Source organism: Mycolicibacterium hippocampi, from assembly GCF_010723735.1.
GTDB lineage: Bacteria > Actinomycetota > Actinomycetes > Mycobacteriales > Mycobacteriaceae > Mycobacterium > Mycobacterium hippocampi.
This window is the reverse complement of record NZ_BLLB01000002.1, coordinates 5,872,728-5,893,285: the sequence shown is the minus strand read 5'-3', so window position 1 is coordinate 5,893,285 and position 20,558 is coordinate 5,872,728. Positions and strand designations below refer to the sequence as shown.

At 68.4% G+C, this 20,558-nt stretch carries 19 protein-coding genes; 10 read left to right on the top strand and 9 right to left on the bottom strand.

The annotated features are described in order from the left end of the window. Positions 1 to 10: 10 nt before the first annotated feature. Positions 11 to 880 (bottom strand): iron-sulfur binding domain-containing protein, encoded by an 870-nt coding sequence (locus tag G6N53_RS29350; protein ID WP_163896445.1) that lies wholly within the window; start codon positions 878 to 880, stop codon positions 11 to 13. Positions 881 to 908: 28 nt separating this feature from the next. Between G6N53_RS29350 and G6N53_RS29345 the strand changes: the two genes are divergently transcribed. After that, a complete protein-coding gene (locus G6N53_RS29345; RefSeq protein WP_163895178.1) occupies positions 909 to 1,529 on the top strand; it encodes a carbonic anhydrase in 621 nt (206 codons plus the stop codon). A 79-nt stretch (positions 1,530 to 1,608) separates the two neighbouring features. Further along, the gene (locus G6N53_RS29340) at positions 1,609 to 2,385 is read left to right on the top strand and encodes a hypothetical protein (protein ID WP_205390496.1); all 777 of its coding nucleotides are present in this window, start codon (positions 1,609 to 1,611) and stop codon (positions 2,383 to 2,385) included. A gap of 10 nt (positions 2,386 to 2,395) precedes the next feature. Here the strand turns inward: G6N53_RS29340 and disA are convergent, their stop codons facing one another. The 3 genes from disA to G6N53_RS29325 form a co-directional block, all read right to left on the bottom strand. After that, the gene (gene disA / locus G6N53_RS29335; RefSeq protein WP_163895174.1) at positions 2,396 to 3,514 is read right to left on the bottom strand and encodes a DNA integrity scanning diadenylate cyclase DisA; all 1,119 of its coding nucleotides are present in this window, start codon (positions 3,512 to 3,514) and stop codon (positions 2,396 to 2,398) included. 43 nt (positions 3,515 to 3,557) lie between these two features. Continuing rightward, positions 3,558 to 4,946: a DNA repair protein RadA gene (gene radA / locus G6N53_RS29330; RefSeq protein ID WP_163895172.1), complete on the bottom strand. Its 1,389-nt coding sequence runs from the start codon at positions 4,944 to 4,946 to the stop codon at positions 3,558 to 3,560. An 86-nt stretch (positions 4,947 to 5,032) separates the two neighbouring features. Further along, positions 5,033 to 5,617: a copper chaperone PCu(A)C domain-containing protein gene (locus tag G6N53_RS29325; protein ID WP_163895170.1), complete on the bottom strand. Its 585-nt coding sequence runs from the start codon at positions 5,615 to 5,617 to the stop codon at positions 5,033 to 5,035. Positions 5,618 to 5,935: 318 nt separating this feature from the next. On the opposite strand from G6N53_RS29325, the gene carD reads away from it, so the two are divergent. From carD to rlmB, 4 genes are read left to right on the top strand one after another with little or no spacing between them, the layout of a single operon-like run. Then, positions 5,936 to 6,424 carry an RNA polymerase-binding transcription factor CarD gene (gene carD, locus G6N53_RS29320; protein ID WP_043412998.1) on the top strand — a complete coding sequence of 163 codons (489 nt, stop codon included), beginning with the start codon at positions 5,936 to 5,938 and terminating at the stop codon, positions 6,422 to 6,424. An 8-nt stretch (positions 6,425 to 6,432) separates the two neighbouring features. Beyond that, positions 6,433 to 6,930 (top strand): 2-C-methyl-D-erythritol 2,4-cyclodiphosphate synthase, encoded by a 498-nt coding sequence (gene ispF, locus G6N53_RS29315; protein WP_205390495.1) that lies wholly within the window; start codon positions 6,433 to 6,435, stop codon positions 6,928 to 6,930. Between the two features lie 47 nt (positions 6,931 to 6,977). Beyond that, positions 6,978 to 8,369 (top strand): cysteine--tRNA ligase, encoded by a 1,392-nt coding sequence (cysS, locus tag G6N53_RS29310; RefSeq protein WP_163896443.1) that lies wholly within the window; start codon positions 6,978 to 6,980, stop codon positions 8,367 to 8,369. Continuing rightward, positions 8,369 to 9,322, top strand: a complete 954-nt coding sequence (rlmB, locus tag G6N53_RS29305) for a 23S rRNA (guanosine(2251)-2'-O)-methyltransferase RlmB (protein ID WP_163895168.1) — start codon at positions 8,369 to 8,371, stop codon at positions 9,320 to 9,322. The genes cysS and rlmB overlap by 1 nt, the downstream gene beginning before the upstream one ends. A gap of 22 nt (positions 9,323 to 9,344) precedes the next feature. On the opposite strand, the gene G6N53_RS29300 is transcribed toward rlmB, so the two are convergent. Next, entirely contained in the window at positions 9,345 to 12,089 is a 2,745-nt protein-coding gene (locus tag G6N53_RS29300) for a helix-turn-helix transcriptional regulator (RefSeq protein WP_237166677.1), read from the bottom strand. 351 nt (positions 12,090 to 12,440) lie between these two features. On the opposite strand from G6N53_RS29300, the gene G6N53_RS29295 reads away from it, so the two are divergent. Next, positions 12,441 to 12,755, top strand: a complete 315-nt coding sequence (locus tag G6N53_RS29295; RefSeq protein WP_163895166.1) for a hypothetical protein — start codon at positions 12,441 to 12,443, stop codon at positions 12,753 to 12,755. Between the two features lie 7 nt (positions 12,756 to 12,762). On the opposite strand, the gene G6N53_RS29290 is transcribed toward G6N53_RS29295, so the two are convergent. The 4 genes from G6N53_RS29290 to aztA are packed head-to-tail and all read right to left on the bottom strand — an operon-like array spanning position 12,763 to position 16,383. Beyond that, a complete protein-coding gene (locus tag G6N53_RS29290) occupies positions 12,763 to 14,004 on the bottom strand; it encodes an SLC13 family permease (protein ID WP_163895164.1) in 1,242 nt (413 codons plus the stop codon). Further along, the gene (locus G6N53_RS29285) at positions 13,995 to 14,909 is read right to left on the bottom strand and encodes an MBL fold metallo-hydrolase (RefSeq protein WP_163895162.1); all 915 of its coding nucleotides are present in this window, start codon (positions 14,907 to 14,909) and stop codon (positions 13,995 to 13,997) included. Before G6N53_RS29285 ends, G6N53_RS29290 begins: the two co-directional genes overlap by 10 nt. Before the next feature lie 31 nt (positions 14,910 to 14,940). After that, entirely contained in the window at positions 14,941 to 15,705 is a 765-nt protein-coding gene (locus tag G6N53_RS29280) for a LamB/YcsF family protein (RefSeq protein ID WP_163895160.1), read from the bottom strand. Positions 15,706 to 15,714: 9 nt separating this feature from the next. Then, complete coding sequence (aztA, locus tag G6N53_RS29275; protein WP_163895158.1) at positions 15,715 to 16,383, bottom strand: zinc ABC transporter ATP-binding protein AztA; 669 nt, start codon at positions 16,381 to 16,383, stop codon at positions 15,715 to 15,717. A gap of 20 nt (positions 16,384 to 16,403) precedes the next feature. Here aztA and aztB point away from each other — a divergent pair, with 20 nt between their 5' ends. Genes aztB through aztD form a run of 3 tightly spaced genes read left to right on the top strand, consistent with a single transcriptional unit; the run spans position 16,404 to position 20,503 of the window. After that, positions 16,404 to 18,398, top strand: coding sequence for a zinc ABC transporter permease AztB (gene aztB, locus G6N53_RS29270; RefSeq protein WP_163895156.1), 1,995 nt, complete (start codon positions 16,404 to 16,406; stop codon positions 18,396 to 18,398). Next, positions 18,395 to 19,300 (top strand): zinc ABC transporter substrate-binding protein AztC, encoded by a 906-nt coding sequence (gene aztC / locus G6N53_RS29265; protein WP_163895154.1) that lies wholly within the window; start codon positions 18,395 to 18,397, stop codon positions 19,298 to 19,300. The genes aztB and aztC overlap by 4 nt, the downstream gene beginning before the upstream one ends. 39 nt (positions 19,301 to 19,339) lie before the next feature. After that, a complete protein-coding gene (gene aztD / locus G6N53_RS29260) occupies positions 19,340 to 20,503 on the top strand; it encodes a zinc metallochaperone AztD (RefSeq protein ID WP_163895152.1) in 1,164 nt (387 codons plus the stop codon). Positions 20,504 to 20,558 lie beyond the last annotated feature (55 nt).

Genomic DNA, 20,558 nt, shown 5'->3' with positions numbered 1-20,558 from the left:
GGTCAGCCGGTCAGTCACCTTCGCCTGCCAGGGCGAACCGGCCGTCTGCCGTCTGCTCCACCAGCCCGTCGACCAGTAGTGAGTCCAGCGCCCGGTCCCGTTGGGCGGTGTCGGTGGTCCACGCCAGGTCCAGTTCCGCCCGGCTGACAGGGAAAGTGTTGTCGCGCAGCACATCCAGCAGCCGACCCCGTACCTGGCGGTCGGTACCCGCATAGCGCTGCGTCCGCCGGGGCGGGCCGGTGCCGGCCGGGAACCCCCGCGACCGCCATGTGCACCGGCTCAGCGGGCACACCCCGCAGCGCGGTGCCCGCGCCGTGCACACCGTCGCTCCGAGTTCCATCAGCGCGACCGAGAACACCGGTGCCTGTGGGCCGTCGGGCAGCAGTGCGGCGACGTCGTCGAGGTCGCGCGCCGACGGTGAGCCGGCGTCCTCGCGGCCGTGCACAGTCCTGGCCACCACCCGCCTGACGTTCGTGTCGACGACGGGGACCCGGTGCCGGTAGGCGAAGCAGGCGACTGCGCGCGCCGTGTAGGCGCCGACGCCGGGCAGCGAGAGCAGCGTGTCGACGTCGTCGGGCACCACGTCGTCGTGCTCGGCGGCGATCACCGTTGCGCATTCGTGCAGTCGTTTGGCGCGCCGCGGGTAGCCGAGCTTGCCCCACGCCCGCAGAACATCGGCCGCACTGGCTCCCGCCGTCGCCGACGGCGTCGGCCAGCGCGCCACCCATGCCAGCCAGATCGGTTCCACCCGCGCCACCGGTGTCTGCTGCAGCATGAACTCGCTGACCAGGATCTGCCATGCCGAGACGCCCGGGCGTCGCCACGGCAGGTCGCGCTGGGCGTGCTCGTACCACGCCAGCAGCTCAACCGAATCGATCATCCACGCCTGCTCGGGCACAATGATGGCCATGCCCAACTCGAATCCGTTGACCGCGTGGAAAGCACTCAAAGAGGGTAACGACCGGTTCGTCGCAGGCAAGGCCGAGCATCCGAGTCAGAGCATCGAGCACCGCGCCAGCCTCGCCGCGGCCCAGAAGCCGACTGCGGTGGTGTTCGGCTGCGCCGACAGCCGGGTGGCCGCCGAGATCATCTTCGACCAGGGCCTGGGCGACATGTTCGTGGTGCGCACCGCCGGCCACGTCGTCGACAGCTCGGTGCTCGGGTCGATCGAGTACGCCGTCACCGTCCTGAACGTCCCCCTGATCGTGGTTCTCGGCCACGACAGCTGCGGCGCTGTCGGGGCGACGCTGTCGGCCCTCGACGACGGACAGGTGCCGGGCGGCTACGTCCGCGACGTGGTGGAGCGGGTCATACCGTCGATCCTTTCGGGCCGCCGCGACGGCCTGACCCGCGTCGACGAGTTCGAGGCCAGGCATGTCACCGAGACCGGCAAGCAGCTGCTCAGCAGGTCGACGGCGATCGCCGAGGCAGTGCAGAGTGGCAACCTGGGCATCGTCGGCCTGACCTACCAACTCGCCGACGGCCAGGTGGTGTTGCGCGACCACATCGGCGATATCGGCGAAGCCTGACGGCGCGCTTTGCGCCCACATCGGCGACACGCCGAGCGACGTCGGACCAGGTGGCGTGACCTGGGCTTACCGTGATGTTGTGCTGGATCTAGAACCGCAGGGCCCGCTGCCCACCCAGATCTACTGGCGACGCAGGGCGCTGGCGCTCGGCATCGCGGTGCTCGTCATCGGCGTGATCGCCGCCGTGGTCGCTGTGGTCGTGATGAACAGCACCAGCTCCGGACAGCCCACCGCAAGCGAATCCGCCGAGTCTGCGGAGGCCGCCGCACCAACCCCGCTGCCGGGGGAGAACCCCGAGGTCAAGACGCCGATCCAGCCGCCGGCTCAGGACGCCCCGCCGCCCACCGCCACCCCGACGGCCGCCGTCGTGCCGCCGCCGATCATGCAGGAGGGGGACGACTGCCCCGACTCCACCCTCGCGGTCAAGGGCATCACCAACGTGCCGCAGTACGTGGTCGGCGATCAGCCGAAGTTCACCATGGTGGTCACCAACATCGGCCTGGTCGCCTGCCAGCGTGACGTCGGCGCCGCCGTGCTGGCCGCATACGTGTACTCGCTGGACAATCAACGCCTCTGGTCGAACCTGGACTGCGCACCGTCCAACGAGACGCTGATCAAGACCTTCCAGCCCGGCGAGCAGGTGACGACCGAGGTGACGTGGACCGGGATGAGTTCAGCCCCGAATTGCCCGCTGCCACGTCAGCCCATCGGGCCGGGGACCTACAACCTGGTCGTCCAGTTGGGCAACCTGCGTTCGGCCCCCGTGCCGTTCGTCCTCGCCGAGTCCGCCACCCAGCCCGGTCAGGGCACGGTGGACGGTGCCCCGCACATGCCGGTGCCGGGTCCGGTCGGCTGATTCTGCGCCGTCAGGCGAGCCGGTCGGCGATCGTCGACTCGGCCAGCGCGGACAGGCCTTCCCGGATGTGGCGGGCCCACATCGAGCCGATCCCGTCGACCGACTGCAGGTCGGCGGCGCTGGCCGCCAGCAGACCCTGCAGTGATCCGAACGAGCGGACCAGTAGGTCGACGTGGGCGAACTGCAGCCTGGAGATGCCGGCCATGGCGCGGTAGCCGCGTGAGCTCATCGCGGAATCCTGGGCTTCGGCGGTCGACGGATAACCGAACACCCGCGCCAGCGTGGTGAAGTCGAGAAGTTCGCCGTCCGACAGGCTGTCGAGCTCTTCGAGGGTGGCGCTGACCTGAGCCGCCGACGGTGGGTCGGGATTGGCGTGGTAATCGCGCACGATCAGCTCGCGGTCGGTGTCGTTGTCCCCGACGAGCTCCTCCAGTTGCAGTTTCAGTTGCCTGCCGTCGGTGCCCAGTTCGACGACGTCGGAGTCGATCTCCAGGCTGATCCGGCGCACCATCTCCAGCCGCTGCACCACGGTCATCACGTCGCGTAGCGTGACGAAGTCCTCGATCTCCGCGGTGGACAGCTGCCTGCTGACCTCGTCGAGGCGGGTCTTGTAGCGCTCCAGGGTGTCGATCGTCTGGTTGGCCCGCGACAGGATGGTGGCCGACTCGGGCACCACGTGGCGCTCACCGGCGACGTAGACGGTCACGATGCTCATCGAGTGGCTCACCGAGATCACCGGATAGCCGGTCTGGATCGCGGTGCGCTCGGCGGAGCGGTGCCGGGTACCGGACTCCTCGGTGGGGATCGACGGATCCGGCACCAGCTGCACGTTGGCGCGCAGGATGCGGCTGCCGTCGCTGGAGAGCACCACCGCGCCGTCCATCTTGGACAGCTCGCGCAGCCGGGTCGGGGCGTACCGGACGTCGAGGGAGAACCCGCCGTCGCAGATGGTCTCGACGCCGTCGTCGTAGCCGATGACTATCAAGGCACCGGTTCGGCCGCGCAGGATGCGCTCCAGGCCGTCGCGCAGAGCTGTTCCCGGCGCCAGCCGGGCGATGGTCTCCCGCAGTGTGGGGCGCGCCAACGGCACCACGGTGCGGGTGGCCCGACCCGTCGACTTCACGGCCATGTCTTCTCCACGGTTGAGTCGTCGGCTCTGCCCCGGACTGACTTCAGCTTGCGTCATTCTTGCTGATCCGTCGCAGCGCCTGCAATGCCGAGGTGATGTTGTCGGCCGACACCACCTGCAGTCCGGCCGGTGCGGAGGTCACCCCGGCGGGGACCACCGCACAGGTGAACCCGAGCCTGGCGGCTTCGGCCAGCCGGCGGTCCATCCCGGTGACCCGTCGCAGATCGCCGGCCAGACCCACCTCACCGATGGCAATCGCGGTCGTCGGCATCGCCAGGTCCATGTACGCCGATGCGATCGCCAGGGCCACTGCGAGGTCGGACGACGAGTCCGTCAGCCGCATCCCGCCGACCGTGGACAGGTAGATGTCGTTCATCCCGACGCGGAGCCCGGCCCGTTTCTCCAGCACCGCGGTGATCATCGCCGCGCGCGAGGAGTCGATACCGCTGACCGCGCGCCGTGGGCTGCCGCTGGCAGGCGAGCCGATCAACGCCTGAACCTCGCCGATCATCGGGCGCTTGCCGTCGAGTGTGACCGTCACCGCGGTGCCCGACACCGCCTTGGGACGTTGGTCGAGGAACAGGCCGGAAGGGTCGGAGACACATTCGATTCCGTTGTCGTGCAGCAGGAAACAACCGACCTCGTCGGCCGCGCCGAACCTGTTCTTGACGCCGCGCACCATCCGCAGCGACGACGAGCGGTCACCTTCGAAGTGCAGCACGACGTCGACGAGGTGCTCCAGCGAGCGAGGCCCGGCAATGGCGCCGTCCTTGGTGACGTGGCCGACGAGCAGGATGGCCACACCGGTCGTCTTCGCCGTCATCGTCAGCGCGGTCGTCACGGCGCGGACCTGGGTGACACCACCGCTGACCCCGTCGACCTCGGCGGTGGACATCGTCTGCACCGAGTCCACCACCACCAGCGAGGGCTGCACCGCGTCGATGTGGCCGAGCGCGGTCTGCAGGTCCGATTCGGCGGCGAGGTAGACCTCGTCGTGGGTGCAGCCCGTGCGTTCGGCCCGCAGCCGGATCTGGCCCGCGGACTCCTCACCGGACAGGTACAGCGCCCGGCGCCCGGTCTGCGCCCAGCGGTGGACGACCTCCAGCAGCAGCGTCGACTTCCCGACGCCCGGATCACCCGCCAGCAGCGTCACCGAGCCGGGCACCAGTCCGCCGCCCAGCACCCGGTCCAGTTCGCTGACACCGGTGGTGAAGTGTCGGGTGGTCCCGGGGTCGATGGAACTGATCGGTACGGCCGGGGAGGTGGGGGTGACCGCACGGGAGGTGGCCGACGCGGTGGCCGCCATCAGGGTGACTTCATCGACCGTGCCCCAGGTGCCGCACTCCGGGCAACGGCCCACCCACTTGGCGGTGAGGTGCCGGCATTCCGAGCAGCGGTACTGCGAACGCGTTTTCGAACTGACCCGGGCCACGCCGTGACGGTAACCGGCGGGACCGACATAACCTCAGCGATTGTCGGCCGTGTCTGCAACCGATCTCTCGGTACGGCCGGGTCTGTCTAGTGGCCGCCGCCCGAATGACTGCCGCCCGATTCACCGGAGTCGCGAAGGGGCGCCTCGCCGGCCGAGATCGGGACGGCGACGGTGGTCTCACCCGCCTTCTCGAATGTGAAGGTGAAGTCGTAGGTCAGGCCGTTGGTGACAGGCTTGGACAGCTCCACGGTGGCCTGGGCGGTGTCGGCGGGCTCGACGCTCTCCAGAGGGCTGGGCTGGCCGTCGGGGGTTCCGACCACCAGAACGCCGTTGACCGGCACGCTGGTGTCGCCCTGCAACGACACGTCGCCGATGTCGGTGGTGATCGACACGAGCTCGTCGCTGACGTCGGGTGAGGTGTTGGCGGCGACGAACACCAGATCGACGTCGGTGCCGGGCTCGATGTAGTCGGTCGTCTGGACGGCGTAGATGTGGATGTTGCGCAGGGCGATGGGCCCGGCGAGTCCGCTGGTGCCGTTGATCGCCGCTTCCTGGGTCGCGGTCTGGGCGACCTGACCGGCACTGCAGCCGCTCAGCGCGGCCGCAGCAGCCAGCGCCGCGACGGCGACCGTCCGCCCGTATGCACGAGTGCGCCGTTTGAAGGGGTTCACTGGGGCCTCCTGCTCGGCCGGCTGGGCGACGTGGCACGCCGGGTCCACGGTGGTTCCGGCGGTTCGACTATGCAGAGTAGTAGGTGACGGATGTACGCGGTAGCGCAGGGGCGATGCGTCTCGCGGACAGCCGATTCCAGGCGTTGCCGGCCGTTGGGTGGCGGGCGCGAACGTCCGGTTCGGTGGCGTCGGCCTTGCACGGATTGCTTGGCCTGTCAACCCCTAGTGTTCCCCAACGATGGCCCCTGACCTGCACCGTTGATCCGCACCCGGTAGCGGCCCGTGTTAACATCGAGGGGTGAAAGGGGCTCGAAACTGATGATTTTTAAGGTCGGAGACACCGTTGTCTATCCACACCACGGTGCTGCGTTGATCGAGGCGATCGAAACCCGGACCATCAAGGGCGAACAGAAGGAATACCTCGTCCTCAAGGTCGCTCAGGGAGATCTCACCGTTCGGGTGCCCGCTGACAATGCCGAGTACGTGGGCGTGCGCGATGTCGTCGGACAAGAAGGCTTGGACAAGGTCTTCCAGGTGCTGCGGGCCCCGCATACCGAAGAGCCCACCAACTGGTCACGTCGCTACAAGGCCAATCTGGAGAAGCTGGCTTCCGGTGACGTGAACAAGGTCGCCGAGGTCGTGCGTGACCTGTGGCGTCGTGACCAGGAGCGCGGACTGTCGGCCGGCGAGAAGCGGATGCTGGCCAAGGCGCGGCAGATCCTGGTCGGCGAGCTGGCGCTGGCCGAGAACACCGATGACGAGAAGGCCGCGACCATTCTCGACGAGGCACTCGCCGCCGCCTCCTGACGGCGCTGATGTCGACCCCGAGAGTCGGGCTCGGCACCGACGTACACCCCATCGAAGCCGGGCGCCCGTGCTGGCTGTTGTGCCTGCTGTTCGACGGTGATGACGGCTGCGCGGGGCATTCGGACGGCGACGTCGCGGCGCATGCATTGTGTGATGCGTTGCTCTCGGCGGCGGGCATGGGTGACATCGGTGAAGTGTTCGGGACGGATCGCCCGGAGTGGCGTGGGGTCAGCGGCGCGGACATGCTCCGGCATGTGCATTCGCTGCTGACGCAGGCCGGCCTGCGGGTGGGTAATGCCGCGGTGCAGGTCATCGGCAATCGCCCGAAGATCGGTCCGCGTCGCGCCGAGGCGCAACAGTTGCTCGCCGAACTCCTCGACGCCCCGGTGTCGGTGTCTGCGACCACCACCGACGGCCTCGGCCTGACCGGGCGGGGCGAGGGCCTGGCGGCGATCGCCACCGCGCTCCTGACAGCCGATGTGGTCGGCGATGACGATCAGGCCTGAACTGGCCGGTAAGCTGGCCCGTCGTGACCGAACGCCCCGCATCTGGCATGCGGCTCTATGACACTTTGTCTGGCGGTGTGCGCGATTTCGCGCCACTGCGGCCCGGCCACGTCTCGATCTACCTGTGCGGCGCCACGGTGCAGGGCCTGCCGCACATCGGCCACGTCCGCAGCGGTGTCGCGTTCGACGTGCTGCGCCGGTGGCTCTCCGCCAAGGGTTTCGACGTCGCGTTCATCCGCAACGTCACCGACATCGACGACAAAATCCTGCACAAGGCCGCCGACGCCGGCCGGCCGTGGTGGGAATGGGCGGCGACCTACGAGCGGGCCTTCACCGCGGCATACGACGCTCTCGGGGTGCTCCCGCCGTCGGCGGAGCCGCGAGCGACCGGGCACATCACCCAGATGGTCGAGTTGATCGAGTCGCTGATCGACCGGGGACACGCCTATACCGGTGACGGGGACGTGTACTTCGACGTCGCGACGCTGCCCGAATACGGCAAGCTCTCCGGGCACAAGCCCGACGACGTCCACCAGGGAGAAGGCGTCGCGACCGGCAAACGCGACCAGCGGGACTTCACGTTGTGGAAGGGTGCCAAACCGGGGGAGCCGTCGTGGCCGACGCCCTGGGGGCGCGGTCGGCCCGGTTGGCACACCGAGTGCGTCGCGATGTGTGAGGCATACCTCGGTCCCGAGTTCGACATCCACGCCGGCGGAATGGATCTGGTGTTCCCGCACCACGAGAACGAGATCGCCCAGGCCGAGGCTGCCGGGAACGGGTTCGCCAACTTCTGGCTGCACAACGGCTGGGTCACCATGGGCGGCGAGAAGATGAGCAAGTCGCTGGGCAACGTGTTGGCCATACCCGCTGTGCTGCAACGGGTTCGGGCTGCCGAGCTGCGCTACTACCTGGGTAGTGCGCATTACCGGTCGATGCTGGAGTTCTCCGAGAACGCGCTGCAGGACGCGGCCAGGGCCTACACCGGCATCGAGGACTTTCTTCATCGGGTGCGCAGTCGAGTGGGTGCGGTGGTGCCGGGCGAGTGGACCCCCAGGTTCGGCGCGGCCCTCGACGACGATCTCGCGGTTCCTGCGGCGATCGCCGAGGTGCACGCGGCCAGAGCCGAGGGCAACCGGGCACTCGACGCAGGTGATCACGAGACGGCGCTGACCCACGCGATGTCGATCCGGGCGATGATGGGGATCCTCGGCGCCGACCCGCTCGACGAACGTTGGGAGTCTCGCGACGAGACGTCGGCCGCTCTCGCGGCGGTGGACGTGCTGGTGCTCGCCGAGGTGCGGCGCCGTGCAGACGCCAGGGCGCGGCGGGACTGGGCGGAGGCCGACGCGATCCGCGATCGGCTCAAGGAAGCAGGCATCGAGGTCACCGACACCGCTGACGGTCCTCAATGGTCACTATTGGACGGGTCGGACAAGTAATGGCGGGCAATTCCCAGCGGCGCGGCGCGGTACGTAAAACCGGCACCAAGAAGGGGCCGACGGTCGGATCGGGGGGTGTCCGGCGTCGTGGCCTGGAAGGCAAGGGCGCGACACCGCCGGCGAGTGCGCGGCCCCACCACCCGGCGGGCAAGCGCGCCGCGCAGGCCGCCCGCAAGCAACAGGGCAAGCAACAGGGCAGGCACAAGAAAACCGACGACACCGAGATCGTCCTCGGTCGGAACCCGGTACTGGAGTGCCTGCGTGCCGGAGCGCCGGCGACCGCGCTGTACGTGGCGCTGGGCACCGACTCCGACGAACGACTCACCGAGGCCGTGCAACTCGCCGCCGACAACGGGATCTCCATCCTCGAGGTGCCGCGCCACGACCTGGACCGCATCGCCGCCAACGGCATGCACCAGGGCCTGGCACTGCAGGTGCCGCCGTATGACTATGCGCACCCCGACGATCTGTTGGCCGAGGCCAAACGTGATGCGGTGCCCCCGCTTCTGGTCGCGTTGGACAACATCTCCGACCCGCGCAACCTCGGTGCGATCATCCGTTCGGTGGCCGCGTTCGGTGGGCACGGCGTGCTGATCCCGCAGCGCAGGTCGGCGTCGGTGACCGCGGTGGCGTGGCGGACCAGTGCCGGTGCCGCCGCGCGGCTGCCGGTGGCGCGGGCGACGAACCTGAACCGCACCCTGAAGCAGTGGGCCGATTCCGGCCTGCAGGTCGTCGGCCTCGACGCCGACGGCGACACCGCGATCGACGAGATCGTCGGCGACGGACCGGTTGTGGTGGTGGTGGGCTCGGAGGGCAAGGGTTTGTCTCGCCTGGTCCGGCAGAACTGCGATGCCGTCGTGTCGATTCCGATGGCCGGGCCGACGGAGTCGCTCAACGCATCGGTCGCGGCAGGGGTGGTGCTCGCCGAGATCGCCCGCCAGCGGCGGGTTTAGCCGACCATCGGGCGACCGGCGCTCAGAAGCGTCGGTGCAGACGAGCGCCGATCTGTGCCCGGGACCGGATACCGAGTTTGCGGTAGATGCGGGTGAGATTGGCCTCGACGGTCTTGAGGCTGATGAACAGTGCCGCAGCGATGTCGCGGTTGTTCATCCCGGACGCGGCCAGTTCCGCGACGCGCTGTTCGGTGGCGGTCAACGCGCCGGGCTGATTCCGGCTCGGCTTGGTACGGCTGAGTTCGGCGTGGGCACGCGCGGCCCACAGCGGTGTGTTCAGCTTCTCGAACGTGTTGAGCGCTTCGGTCAGGGCGGCCGAGGCCGCTTCGCGTCTTCGTTGCCGGCGCTGGAGTTGGCCGAGCACCAGCTGGGTGCGGGCGCGCTCGAACGGCATCGGAAGCCGGTCGTGTTCTTTCAGCGCCTGCGTCGCGGCGCTGATCGCGGCGTTGATGTCGTTGTCGAATGCCAACAGGATGGCGCGGCTGCGGGCGCCGACGGCGAGCATCCACGGGCGGTCGAGGCGGCGGCCATTGCTTTCGAGCCGCTCGATCAGGGTCTGCGCCTCGGCGCGGCGACCCAGCCCGAGGAGGGCCTCGATGGCATCGGGCAAGAACGGTGCGACGTTGATCTCGGTGGCGTCGGGAGCACGCTCCAGTCGAGCCAGCACCGGCGCAACGGCGGCCTCCGCGGCCGGGAAGTCGGCCACCGAGACTTCCAGGAACGCGAGGATCGCCACCGGCCACACGTCGATTGCGTCCGAGCCGAAACGGCGGGTGGCGGCGAGCGCCTCTCTGGCGTCGCGGCGGGCCTCGTCGACGCGGCCGGCGAACGCGGCAAGGGCCGCGCTGGTGGTCAGCGCCACGTACAACGGAAAGTCGCCCCCCAGCTGGGAAGCCCGCTCCACGGCATCGTCGGTGATCGTGGTGGCCTCGGAGACATTGCCCCGCCACAATTCCAACTGCGCGTGATGGAGAGCGAGGTACACGAGGTCGACCTCGCGGCCACCTGCGATACACCGCCTGCGCAGCGTGGCCATCAGTTCGTGGGCGCGGTCCAGCTGTCCGCTCCACAACGCCAGAAGCGCGGTGTTGGTGCTGGGGCGCAACGCCAGGGGCATGGGGGCGCCGGGATCCTCGAGGTCGACGGCTCGCGCGAGTCCGGCCTCGTCGAGGCCCTGTCCGAGGAGGAACCGCTGTACGGTCCGGATCCCCAGCGCCTGCGCGAGCAGCTGCGGGTGAGCGAGCTGCTCGGCGTCGGCCACCGCGTCCTCGAGGGTGCACAGCGCCCCGGCGTGGTCGCCTGCGTTGCCCTGAGCGAACGACAGGTTCACCGAGAGTTGTGCACGTAAGCCCACGTTGTCGCCGGCTTCTGCCACCGCCTGCTCGAGCAGTTCGGCAGCCTCGCCGAAGCTGTCGTCGACCATGCGCACCTCGGCGAGCAATCGCAGCGCCTGGATGCGTGCCTTGCCGGTGGCCGGTTCGTCGAGGACTTCTTCGAGCAGGGTTCGGGCCCTGCGGACGTCCCCGGCGTGCAGGAAGTAGCCGGCCATCCGGATACGACGGGTCGTGGTGCCGCCCCCGAGCCCGACGGACAGTTCGAGTAGCTCTGCCGCTGCCGCGGGGGCTCCGCGCCGGCGTGCCGACTCGGCTGCGGCGTCGAGTGACTCCCACAGCACGGCATCGCCGTGGACGGATCCCAGGGCCAGGTGCCTGGCTGCCAGCTCGGGCTGCTCGACGGCCTCGGCCAGCCGCCGATGAATCGCGCGGCGCCGGCCCGCTGCGGCGCCGGTGTAGACGCCGTGGGCGAACAACGGATGGGCGAAGCGCGGATTCTGTCCCTCTATGGTGATCACGCCGTCGACCTCGGCGTCTTCGAGAAGCGCGGCAGCCTGCGGGATTTCGGCGCCGATGGCGTGAGCGACCAGCGCCACGGTGGGCGTTCCGGCGCAGGCCACCACCAGAAGTGCGTCTTGAACAGCGCTGGGCAGGCTACCGATGCGGGCCCGCACCACCTCGGTCAGTGTCGCTGGAAGCGGCACCTGGCCGGCCGCACCCGCGGTGGGGGCGGCTGAGTCGATTGCCCGTGCCAGCTCCAACGCGTAAAAGGGGTTTCCGCCCGCCGTCTGATGAATTCGGCGCAGCACCGGACGGGTGAACGAGCGGTTGAGGCGTTCGGCGATCAACGCGCCGACCCCGCCGAGGCTCAGCGGACGCACCCGAAGCAGGTCGATCGCGTCGGGGCGTGACATCTGTACACGCGCGCTCGCGGCGACGCCGTCGGGATCGTTGCGCGCGGTGACCAGCACCCCCACGGCTCCGGCGAAGCGGCGGGTGGCGAACGCCACCACGGCCATACTGGAGGGATCCAGCCACTGCAGGTCGTCGATGGCGAGCAACACCGGTGCCGTCGCCGCCATCGTGTCCAGAGCCGACACCAACGCAGCCGACAAGGCGTGCTGGTCGGCGCCGCGGCCGTGCGCCTGGGTGCGGAGCAGCACCGTCTCGACCGCGGCACGTTGCGGTGCGGGCAGTTCGGCAACCACGGCTTGGTCGATACCGCCGAGCAGATCCTCCAGCCCGGCATAGGCCAGGATCGACTCGGATTGCGCACCACGCGCAGAGAGCACCGTGAACCCGGACTCGGCTGCCTGCGACAACGCTGCCAGCCATAGCGTGGTCTTGCCGATCCCGGGTTCACCCTCGATGATCAGACCCGCCGGAGCCAGGGCCGCCGCGGCCAGGAACCCGTCGACCGCACGAGCTTCCACCGGTCGGCGCACCGTGGCCTGGTAGTGCAATGGTGATGCGTGCCCTACCGGGGACGGCGGCGCTGGAGCAAGCGGCCGTTGCGACCGTGACTCCACCTGTGGGAAACCTCCTGGATTGCCAGGTATGCGGTTATTGGACGAGCTTATCAGCTTGCCCGGGATGTGCAGGGGGTTCGCCAGTTAGCTGACAACCGTTTGCCGGGGGCCGGAGCGGACGCGTGTCGGCCGGCCCGCGGCGGTGTCGAATCTGACGCTGGACGTGGCGACCCTCGCTGTGCGCGCACAGCGAGCGGGAAAACGTGAGGGAATTCCCTGATTTGCCGCCGCGTCGGCACGCCTACGGTTTGCACCGTGTGGACTGAGGAATGCGGGTACTACCTGGCGGAATGGTATCGGCCCGAGGTCACCGCACACGACCTCGACGCGTTCGTGGCCAGCTTGACCCGAAGTGCTGTCGCTTGCCGCGCCGATTCAGGCCCGGCGACGACGTTGATGGCGGTACTGGCCGCTCCCGCCGACGAGGTGCTCTACGGGCTGTTCGCCGCGGCGTCGCCGGACTCGGTGATCGCGGCGTGCGCTCACGCCGGCACGCCCGTCGAGCGGCTCACCAGCGGGGTCGGTGCGCGCATCGTGGCAGACGGGTGCGGTGACGGCCGAGCCGGCTGAGTAACGGTCAGATCCCGAACAGCTGTATCCCGGCCCACAGCCCCAGCACGGCGGCGACGAGCACCGCCGGCGTCGTGCACAGGCCTATTCGACTGAACTCGCCGAAACCGACCTCCAGATCGCGCCGCACCACCGACCGCCACAACAGGTTGGCCAGCGAGCCGACATAGGTCAGGTTCGGCCCGATGTTCACCCCGATCAGCACCGCGAGTACTGCCGGGGCGCCGGCCACGGTCACCAGCGGCAGTAGCACCAGCACGGCCGGCAGGTTGTTGACGACGTTGGACAGCACGGCGGCCACCGCGGCGATCGCGAGCAGCGACAGAAGATCGGTGCCATCGGGAATCACCTGGCGCATGGCCGATTCCATCCCGCTGTTCATCACCGCGTCGACCACGACGCCCAGGCACAGCACAAATGCCAGGAACGGCACATCAGCGGCGGCGGCAATCCGCCTGATGGAGGTGCGCCTCCGACGGAGACCGCGGACACCCAGCACCACCGCCCCGGCAAGCGCGGCCCAGGCGGGGGAGAAGCCGGCCAGGGAGGTCAGCGCGAAGCCGGCCAGCGTCAGCCCCAGGACGACGAGGGCGAAGACAGGTACCTCGATCGGCTCGCTGACGGTGTCCCGTCGGGGTTGCACGGCCAGCTCATTGCCGAAAAGCCAACGCAGCAGCACGAACTCCACGGCGATCGCGGCCAGCCAGGGCAACGTCATCACCGCCGCGAAGTGCAGAAAAGTCAGTCCCGCCGCGCTGAACGCCAGCAGGTTGGTCAGATTGGACACGGGTAGCAGCAGCGACGCACTGTTGGCCAGGTGTGCGGTCGCATAGGCGTGCGGTCGCGCCGAGACGCTCAAGGTGCGCGCGGTGGCGAGGACCACCGGGGTCAGCAGCACCACGGTGGCGTCCAGGCTGAGGATCGCAGTGACCGCGGCGGCGATGGCGAAAACCGCTGCCAGAAACCGGTTCTGGCTTCCCGACGTGGTACGGGCCATCACCGCGCCGGCGGCCTGGAAAAGCCCCTCGTCGTCGCACAGCCGTGCCAGTACGAGCACTGCTGCCAGGAAGCCCACCACCGGAAGAAGCCTTCCCACTTCGGCCACCGCGTCGTGCCAGGAGATCACACCGGCACCCAGCACCAACGCGGCTGCGGGAATCGCGACGACGGCCTCGGGCCAGCGGTGTGGCCGCACGAGCGCGAACCCGAGCACGGCGATGAGCGCGGTCAGCGCCAGCGTCAGCTCCACGGATCGGCGCGTCGCCACAACGCGGGCAGGTGCAATTCCACGCCGTCGTCGATGGCCAGCCGGCTCAGGATCCGCATCGACACATCCAGGTCGTCGACGGCATAGGGCAACGCGCGCAACGGTTCGTCGAGGGGCCGAAAGAAGTCGTCCCAGTGGATCAGCACCACCCGGCGTGCTCCGACGGTACGCACGGTCTGCGTCCAGTACTCGGTGAGGTAACTCTGCGGCTGCAGCCCCAACTGGCCGACGCCCAGGTAGGCCACCTCGGCCCGCTGACCGGACAGCGCGCCCGGAAGGAATCCGGCGCTGCCGACGACCAACAGCCGCCGGCCGGTGGGCCGGTGGTTCACCAGCATCGACCACGCCTCCCCGCACCGGTACGCCGACGCCTTCACCGGGGGGACGATCGGGGCGGTGATCCCGCCAGGGAATCGGTCGGGCGGACAGTGGTCACCTTCGATCAGGGTGATGTCGTAGTTCCCGGCGGTGACCGGGCCGCCGGATGTGACGGTGCGGACGTCGTCGAGTCCCCCTCCGTGCCCGATCTGGGCGGCTGAGGCGCCACCGATCAGCCGGGCGCCGGTCAGTCCGGCGACCACGGCGGAATCCATCGCATGGTCGTAGTGGGTGTGCACCGGAACCAACCCGTCGAGCCGGCCCACCCCGAGTTGGGAGAGTCCGGCGTGGATTCGCTCACGTGACGGCGCCAGCTTTCGGGTGGCGACGGTGAGAAGGCCTGGCCGGGAGAAGAACCCGTCGGTCATGAGCGCGGAGCTGCCGTCGTCGATGTGCAGTGTCGTGACACCGCCCCAGGCAACCGTGAGCGGGCTCGCCGGCGACGCGACAGGCACGTCGAAGTGAGCGGAGTAGGAGTCCAGGTCGGGCCGGCCGAACTTCAGGCGCACCACGCCACCCTAGTGGGCGCACCGCCATGTGCTAGCTGAACGGCTCCAGACGCACGCCGTCGGCAGCGAGTCGATCCCGCACCGCACAGGCGATCGCCACGGCTCCCGGGGAGTCACCGTGCACGCAGATGGATTCGACGGAGATCTGGATGGTCGACCCGTCGACCGCGGTCACTCGTCCGGCCGAGACCATCGACATCACCCGCTCGGCGATCTCATCAGGGTCGCTCAAGACCGCATCGCGCTCACGCCGCGAGACCAGTCGGCCGTCCGGTCGGTAGGCGCGGTCGGCGAACGCTTCGGCAACGGTACGCAGACCCACCCGCTGCGCCTCGGCGAAGAGCGCAGACCCGGTCAGCCCCAGGACCGCGAGCCCCGGGTCCACCGCGTGCACCGCCTCGACCACGGCGCGCGCCTGATCACGGTGCTCGACGATCGAGTTGTACAGCGCGCCATGAGGTTTGACGTAGCTCAACTCGGTTCCCGCGACACGGGCAAGGGCCTGCAGCGCGCCGATCTGGTAGATGACGTCGGCGGTCAGGTCATCGGGTGGCACGTCGATGAACCGTCGCCCGAACCCTTCGAGGTCTCGGTAGCTCACCTGGGCGCCGATGCGCACGCCCCGCTCAGCGGCGGCCCGGCAGGTGCGCGCCAAGGTGGCAGCGTCGCCGGCGTGGAAACCGCACGCGATGTTGGCGCTGGTGACCAGGTCGAGCATGGCATCGTCGTCACCGAGGGTCCACACCCCGAAGCTCTCGCCGAGATCGGCATTGAGGTCGACGGATGCGCCGGGCATGTGTCAAGACTAGTGCTTGCGCCTTTCGTCGAGGTCGATGTGGTGATCTGCCGCGATCACCACATCGCCGTCATGGGTCGCCGCAACGATCGTCGTTCCCGCGTCGGCGAGGTTGCGCAGGTGGGCGATCACCAGTGACTTCGCCGAAGTGTCGAGACCGGTGGTCGGCTCGTCGAGCAGCAGGAGCGGTGCCTCTTGGGCGAACGCCTGCGCGAGCAATACCCGCTGCCGCTGGCCACCCGAGAGTTCGCCGAGTGTGCGGCGCCGTACGCCGGTGAGGCCGAGGGCGGTGAGCCAGTGCTCGACGACCGCACGGTCTGTGGCGCTCGGGCGGCGGATCAGCCCGAGCCGGCGCCAGCGCCCCATCATCACCGCCTCCGCGGCCGTGATCGGGAAAGTGTCGGTGACATGGCTGCGCTGCACGGCGAAGGCGGCTTCACCGACGCCGACGTGCACCGTTCCGCTGTCCGGCAGTGAAACTCCGGCGAGCAACGCGAGCAGTGTCGACTTGCCCGCTCCGTTGGAGCCGACGACCGCGGTGATGGCGGCCGGGGTCACAGACAGCGATAACCCACGGAAAACCGGGGACTGCACATAGCTGAAGTCCACGTCGCTCAACTCGATGTGAACTGCCTCGGCCGCGGTAGCGGGGCTGGCTTTGTTGAAAATGATTGTCATTACTGCTATCACTGTACGGCATGACGCCCTGGCTCACCGAACCCTTCGAGGCGGACGTCGTGCTACGCGCACTGGTGGCCGGCGTGATCGCCTCCTGTTTGTGTGCACTGGTCGGATGCTGGGTGCTGTTGCGCCGCAGCGTGTTCCTCAGCGAGGCGATGACGCACGGCATGCTGCCCGGGGTGGCTCTGGCGGCGTTGGCCGGCGTCAGCCTGATGGTCGGCGGCCTGATCGCTGCACTGGTCATGGCGGTGGGCGTCGCCCTCGTGGGCCGCTCATCGAGGCTTTCTTCGGACACCAGCACCGGGCTGCTGCTGGTCGGCATGCTTGCGCTGGGGGTGATCATCGTCTCGCGGTCGCAGAGCTTCGCTGTCGACCTCACCGGATTCCTGTTCGGTGACGTGTTCGCAGTACGGACCATCGATCTGGTCGTGCTCGCCGCGGCGCTGGTCCTGACGATCGGCGCGGTGATGGTCGGGCACCGTGCCTTCGTGGCCGTGACGTTCGATCCGCGAAAGGCCACCACACTGGGTTTGCGTCCACAGTTGGCGATCCCGGCGCTGACAGCGCTGATAGCCGTTGCGATGGTCGCGTCGTTCCACGTGGTGGGGACGCTGTTGGTGCTCGGGCTGCTGATCGCGCCGCCGGCGACGGCGCTGACGTGGGTCCGATCGATCCCGCGCGTCATGCTGCTGTCCGCGCTCATCGGTTCTGCTGCCGTGTACCTGGGACTGGTGATTTCCTGGCACGCAGGTACCGCCGGCGGGGCCACCATCGCGGTGGTCGCCGTGTTGATGTTCTTCCTGTCCGCGCTCCTGTCGCTGATGCGCACCAAAGGGAAGCGGATGTCGATTGCCGCTGCCTCGGCCTGTGTGGTGGCCGGATGCGGCGGCGGTGCGCCGGCCCCGGCCTCTCAGACACCGGCCTCCCAGACAGCAACTGACGACGTAACCGTAGAAGGCGCAGAAGAACTCGATGGGCCCCTGACCAAGCTGGTGCTCGTCGACCCGGCCACCGGGGACACCGAGGTCTATGACGCGGTCGAGGAGTCCGGAACCCGCATCGGCTCCTACGGCCCCGTTGCGTCGATCAGCGGCGACGGTCGCTTTGTATATCTGCAGACCGGCGACGGCACGCGGGTCGTGGATGCCGGCGCGTGGACATTCGACCATGGCGAGCATTACCACTATTTCGCCACCGAGCCCTCATTGGCCGCCACACTCGATGTACCGGTGGCCGCTGCGAGCGCCAGCAATTCACTGGTCGCCATCAGAACCGCAAGCGGCGCCATTGATCTGCTCGACCGGGAAAAGCTCGGTGAGAGGTCCGTGGTCGCGCCAGACGAGCTCACGGTCAGTGCTGATGCGGTCGTTGCGGCGCCCTACGGCAACAGGGTAATCACCGCCAGCGATGCGGGCCGGCTTCGGGTGATCGATGCCGACGGTGCGACGGAACTGGCGGGTGAATGCCCGAAACCTCTGTGGTCGTCGGCTACTCGGCGAGCAGTGGTGATCGGGTGCGATACCGGCGCGGTGCGGGTTGCCGGTGGTGACGGTGATCTCACCGTCACCGCCATGCCGGTTCCACCCGGAGCGCCCGCACTGCGCCCGAACCGGATGGATCACCGTGACCGCTCCGATGTCTTCGCAGGCGTATCCGACGGGGCGGTATGGGTGCTCGACAGCCGCCAGCGGCGGTGGACCGTCATCCCCGTGCCGGATGCTCTGGCGGCCAACACTTCAGGTGATGGCACGGTGCTCGTCCTGCACCGCGACGGGACGCTGGGAGCATTCGACGTCAACACGGCAGCCGAGACCGCACGGGTGGCGTTGTTCGCCGGCAGTGTTCCCGTCGACGGGGCGCAGCCGGTGATCGAGATCGACTCCGACCGTGCCTATGTGAACAATGCGTCGGATCGGGCTGTGTACGAGATCGACTACGCTGACGGACTGCGTATCGCCCGTACGCTGCGCACCGAGGTCTCGCCCGGTCTGATGGTGGAGTCCGGTCGATGATCCGAGGGTCGCTTGTCTGGATCTTCGCGCTGCTGTGCGCAGCCTTGACGGCATGCGGAGGTTCGACCTCCACCGGTGAGATCGTGGTCACCACCAACATCCTCGGAGACGTCGTCCGCAACATCGTGGGGGACACCGCCGACGTGCGGGTGCTGATGAAGCCCAACGCGGACCCGCATTCGTTCGGGGTCTCGGCACAGGACGCGGCGGCGATGAACAGCGCCGGGCTCATCGTGTACAACGGCCTCGGCCTGGAGGAGAACATCATCCGCAACGTCGAAAGCGCCGCGGAGGCCGGGGTGTCGACGCTCGCGGTAGGTGAGCAGATCAATCCGATCGAGTACGCGGAGGGGGAGGGCGCGGGGACGCCCGACCCGCACTTCTGGACCGATCCGCAACGGATGATCACCGCCGTCGACGTCATCGAAGAGACGATGATCGGTGAAGTCGACGGCATCGACAGTGCGGCCGTCTCGCGAAATGCCGAGAAGTACCGAGAGCAGCTTCGTGAACTCGACACCATGATGGCCCGTGACTTTGCCGCCATCGCGCCCCAACGCCGCAAGTTGGTGACCAACCACCACGTTCTCGGCTACCTGGCGCAACGGTTCGATTTCACCGTGATCGGCGCGATCGTTCCCAGCGGCACCACGTTGGCCGCGCCCAGCCCCGCGGATCTGCACTCGCTGGTCGACGCCATAGAGTCCGCGCGGGTGCCGGCCATCTTCGTCGACTCGTCACAGCCGGAGAAGCTGGCGAACGTGCTGGCCCAACAAGCCGGAGTGCACGTCAGGATAGTGCCGCTCTACAGCGAATCGCTCAGTCCACCAGGAACACCGGGCGGCACCTACCTCGACATGATGCGAGCCAACACCGACTCCATCGTCACCGGTCTGCGATAGCCGCAGGCCATCTGCAATCAAGCTCGGAAGGAGCAATCAATGTCCACATCGCGGTGGCTTTACCGCGTCGGAGCCATGTCGTTCACGGTCGCCGCGCTGGTGGCGTGTTCGGGTGAGGCCTCTGAGAGTCCCCAGGGCGCTCCCATCGTCGAGCCTCTGGTCGCAACCTACGATGGCGGTCTCTATGTGCTCAACGGTGGGACCCTCGAGGTGGCACAGGACATTCCGTTGGACGGCTTCCTACGAATCAATCCGGCCGGAGACGGCGACCACGTCCTGGTGACCACAGCCGAGGGCTTCCGTGTTCTCGACGCCACCGCCGGGACATTGACCGACGACATCTTCCCGGCCTCCGACGCCGGGCATGTGGTTGCCCACGGCGAGCACACCGTGTTGTTCGCCGACGGTTCGGGTGAGATCACCGCATTCGATCCACACGCCCTCGCGGACGGCATGCCCGAAACCCAGAACTTCACCACGCCGCAAGCACATCATGGTGTGGCTGTGATCTTGAGTGACGGAACCCTGGTGCACAGCATCGGCGACTCCGAGAACCGCACCGGAGCGGTGGCGACGAGGGGTGACCGGGAGATCGCCCGTAGCGAGGAGTGCCCCGGCATCCACGGCGAATCGGTCGCTGCCGACGAAGTCGTGATCCTGGGGTGCGAGGACGGAGTCCTGGAGTACGCAAGCGGAGAATTCACCAAGATCGCCAGCCCGACTCCCTACGGGCGGATCGGCAACACCCGGGGTCATGAGGACTCACCGGTGGTCCTCGGCGACATGAAGACCGATCCGGACGCTGAACTGGAGCGGCCGCAACAGTTCTCTTTGATCGACACCACCACCGACCAGCTCCAGTTGGTCGCGCTGCCTGCAGGGGTGAGCTACTGGTTCCGGTCGCTCGGTCGTGGGCCGCAGGGGGAGGCACTGATCCTCGGCACTGACGGCAAGCTTTACGTGTTCGACCCGGTGACAGGTGAGACGGTGAGGTCCATCCAGGTGACCGAGCCGTGGTCAGAACCCGACGACTGGCAGCAACCCGGCCCGGCGGTGTTCACCCGCGAGGACGCCGTCTACGTCAGCGACCCGGCTGCCAAGCAGATTCACCTGGTCGACCTGCAGGCAGCCGGAGTGACCACCTCGGCGACGCTCGAGCAGACTCCCAACGAGCTCAGTGGGACCGTCGGACACGATCACTGACAGCCGCCGATCCGGGAGCGATTGTGCGGGATGTACTGGAAACGGTTATCGTTAC